This is a genomic window from Daejeonella sp., from assembly GCF_044342615.1.
Taxonomy (GTDB): Bacteria; Bacteroidota; Bacteroidia; order Sphingobacteriales; family Sphingobacteriaceae; genus Daejeonella.
In genome coordinates this window covers 1-3,780 of record NZ_JBIIPN010000194.1, presented here as the reverse complement: position 1 = coordinate 3,780, position 3,780 = coordinate 1, and the positions used below count along the sequence as shown (strand labels likewise).

Sequence of the window (3,780 nt, the reverse complement as noted above, 5' to 3'; positions counted from 1 at the left end):
TTTAATTTAGATGCCTTTGAATTATAAACAAGTACATCATCTAAACCAGTGGAGAATAAATAGGGTAAAAACCATTTTTGAGGAAGTACTCCAATCCGAACAGAGGATATCAATTTATATTTAAATATCAATTTATAAATACGAGCAAAAATGATGGCAATAAACATGAATGCAATAAACACATCAGGTTTAAAAGCCTTGATTTTAGTATAGATTAATTGGAGATTTTTAATTGGATTTTTACTCCAATTCTGAATGAAAAGTACGGGAATCCCCTCCTTTTCATAGTCAATTTCAAACTCATTAATTGGTTTTAAAGAAATAATACAAATTTCGAAGTTGAGGGATTTCAAGAAAAGAGCTAACTTAATCAGTTGAGTTTCTGCTCCACCTTTTGACATGGACGATGTCATAAATAATACCTTCCTATTCATTGATATTTAATAATATGGCTTTAAAAAATTAGATTGTTGGAATTAAAGGGGATTTAGGTATTGAAATCCCCTCTTTTTGCTTTTTCAACCACTGGGAAAGAACCAATAACTTCCATATTTGGGGATAACGGTTCCACTTTCCACTCATGTGTTCTTGAATAATTTCTTGAGTTCTAGAAACATTAATACCTGGAATTTTTTGAAGTTCAGAATAAGAAAGATTATCTAAAACATATTCCTTTAGTTCGGATTTAAACCAATCTTTAAATGGCATTGTGAAGCCTGATTTGGGTCTATTAAACATCGCTGGGGGCAGATATTGATATAAAACATCCTTTAATATTCTTTTTTGATTACCCATTGAGTACTTAAAATTGGTATTCAGGCTACGAGAGAATTCAATAATTCTATAATCCATTAATGGGGCTCTTGCCTCTAGTGAAAATGCCATGGAGGCTCTATCCACTTTGGTATTGATATCCCCATTCAAATAGGTTTTAATATCATAGTCAGAAACCTTCTCTAAGATCGATTTATGAGGATTTTTAAAAATATCCGTATATTTGTAATTCATTCCTTTCTCAGAATCAAGAATCCAGGAGTTTTCTAATCCGCCAAACATTTTAATATATAGGCTTTCGATATCTGGAATTGATATCCCAATTGCGATTAGTTTCAAAATGTAATTTGGCGAAAATCCGATTAACTTTGCCATTAAATTCCTGATTATCAAAGGCATAGAGAATAGAGTTTCCATCGTTTTTATTCGCTTATATCGCGTGTATCCAATAAAGGCTTCATCGCCACCATCGCCACTGAGAGCTACTGTAACATGTTTTCTAGTGTATTTACTTAAAAGCATGGTAGGAATTGCACTTGGATCGGCAAAAGGCTCATCGTAATAATTAGAGAAATTTGAAATTAAATCAAGGCCTTCATGATAGTTACATTCAATAGTATGATGCTCGGTTCCTAAATGCTCAGCCACCAGTTTAGCATATTTACTTTCATCAAAACCCTTTTCATTAAATTGAATTGAAAATGTTTTCAGGTGACTAACTTTTTGGGAGGCGATGGCTGCAATTAATGAAGAATCAATTCCGCCAGACAAGAATACACCTAAAGGAACATCAGCATTCATTCTTATGCCAACAGAATCATGGATTAATTCATTTAAAATAAATTTAGCATCTTGATAAGAACCATTGAATTTATTCTCTCTATCATAGTCCAAATCCCAATATTTTTTAATGTTTAATGCACCAGAACTTAAGTTATAAATAAAGCTATGCCCAGCTGGAAGCTTTTTTACTTCTTGCCAAATGGAACTAGGATCAGGAATATATCCCCATATAAAATACTCATTTACAGCCTGCTGATCGAGAGTGAACTTTCTAGCGATTTTTAATTGAGAAGGCTGACTAGCAAACTCAAATGATTGTCCATTATGGCAATAGTAAAAAGGTTTTTTACCTAGACGATCTCTTGCTCCGAAGAGTATCTTCTTTTTTTCATCATAAATAACAAAGGCAAACATCCCATTAAATTGGAGCACGCAATCTTCGCCATAGGCCAAGTAGGCGGCACAAATAACTTCTGTATCTGAGCTTGTACTGAACTTATAACCTTCCTTTTCTAAGCGTGCTTTTAGTGGGCGATAATTATATATTTCACCATTAAAAACAATAACTAAGTGCAAATAAGAGAATGGCTGATTTGAGCGATGATCCAAATCAATGATAGCCAAGCGATTATGCCCTAGTACAACATCTGGAGTATGAATAAACTGCGAATAATCCGGTCCACGGAAATTAATAACAGCCAGTTTTTGGCTAATCACATCATCGCTAAAATTTATCGTAGAGCCGTATATCCCACACATATAGAAAAATTTAAGTTGAAATTTGAGAATATTTGAAGCTTATGAGATTAGTGCTTCGTATTGTTTAACTACTTTATGAACTCCAAATCTGTTCTCTACATCTGCCTTTATCGCCTGATGATCCCAATTTTGATTTGACGCTTTAACAATCCTATAATGAAAGTCGTTTAGATCATTTTGACGAATGATATAACCATTAAAACCAGACTTCAACATGGCATTTATTCCGCCTACTTCAAAAGCAATTACGGGCACACCAACTTCTAGCGCTTCTAAAACCACATTAGGGAAACCTTCTGTTAAAGATGGAAGAGCTAAAAGATCATGAGAAGCTATTAATTCAGGGATTTCGCGTACTATTCCGACTAATTTAACACGTTCATGAAGATTAAGATCATGAATTAGCTGTATAATCCTAGCTTTCATAGGACCCTCACCTGCAATTGTAACTACATACTCTGGCGGAAGAAAATTTAAGATATGAAGAAACCGAATGATCCCCTTTTCTATAGCCAAACGAGCAATAATTATAATCTTTTTGTATTGGCTTGAGTTAGTATGCTTAATAATTTGAGTTTTTAAAATCGGATTTGGAATAACCCTCAATTTGCTATTAGTAATATGGTAATGACCAGATAATGATTGTTTAATTTCTTCGGATTGACAAATAGCAATATCAAATCTATTATAAGTAAACCTCATGAATTTATCCCAAAATTTCTCTTTAAAACCACCCAATTCATTCATGATATTCATGACATTCGACTCACGCCCAATTAATTTGGGAATACTGACAAACAAGGAAACAATCGCCAAAAGTGTGTTTATATGTCCACCCGTTGTAAATACAGCATAAGGTTTTTCAATTTTAATTTGACGGATAATTTTAAAAATTGCTGTTGATGCTCTTGGCGAATTAAGGTCAATAATTTTTACACCTTTTAAATTAGGGGAGTAAAAAGCTTCAGTTAAATCTAGAACCAATAAATAAACTTCAAATTTAGATTGATCAAAATATTGGGACAATATCCAAAAGACCTTTTCGGAGCCCCCAGCTCTTAAATGGCTAACAATAAAAAACACTTTTTTCATATTGGAATAAAGAATTGAAACTTACAAGTCTTCATTTTTAGGAAGAAAAGAGGCAATTAATTGATAGGAAAGCAGTTTTATTCTCACTTTCAAGTATTCTAGGAAATTGTATTTTTTAAGATCTGACGCAAACTCATCTAAATATAGTTGATAGCCATCTCTCATTTTAACCGAGTTTTTTAGCCCGTTAAAACGATTCGAAAGGCGGTCATCACCCTCTTCATCATATAATCTAATGGCTTCATAATCAAAATATAATTTGGCTCCATTTTTTGAAAGATTTAGCCAGGTAATACTTTCATAGCCTCGTAAATTTCGCAGGAGATTATTTTTCATAATCGCGGTACGTACTACAGGCAAATATTCGCCAAC

2 protein-coding genes and 2 pseudogenes are annotated in these 3,780 nt (G+C 33.2%); all 4 read right to left on the bottom strand.

Going from position 1 to position 3,780, the window contains the following annotated elements:
* Positions 1 to 434: pseudogene (locus ACIQ0D_RS12115) on the bottom strand (glycosyltransferase); the annotation flags it as partial.
* Positions 435 to 462: 28 nt separating this feature from the next.
* Complete coding sequence (gene asnB, locus ACIQ0D_RS12110; protein WP_395805978.1) at positions 463 to 2,316, bottom strand: asparagine synthase (glutamine-hydrolyzing); 1,854 nt, start codon at positions 2,314 to 2,316, stop codon at positions 463 to 465.
* A gap of 39 nt (positions 2,317 to 2,355) precedes the next feature.
* Entirely contained in the window at positions 2,356 to 3,408 is a 1,053-nt protein-coding gene (locus ACIQ0D_RS12105; protein ID WP_395805976.1) for a glycosyltransferase, read from the bottom strand.
* Positions 3,409 to 3,429: 21 nt separating this feature from the next.
* Positions 3,430 to 3,780, bottom strand: a pseudogene (locus tag ACIQ0D_RS12100) (glycosyltransferase family 2 protein); the annotation flags it as partial.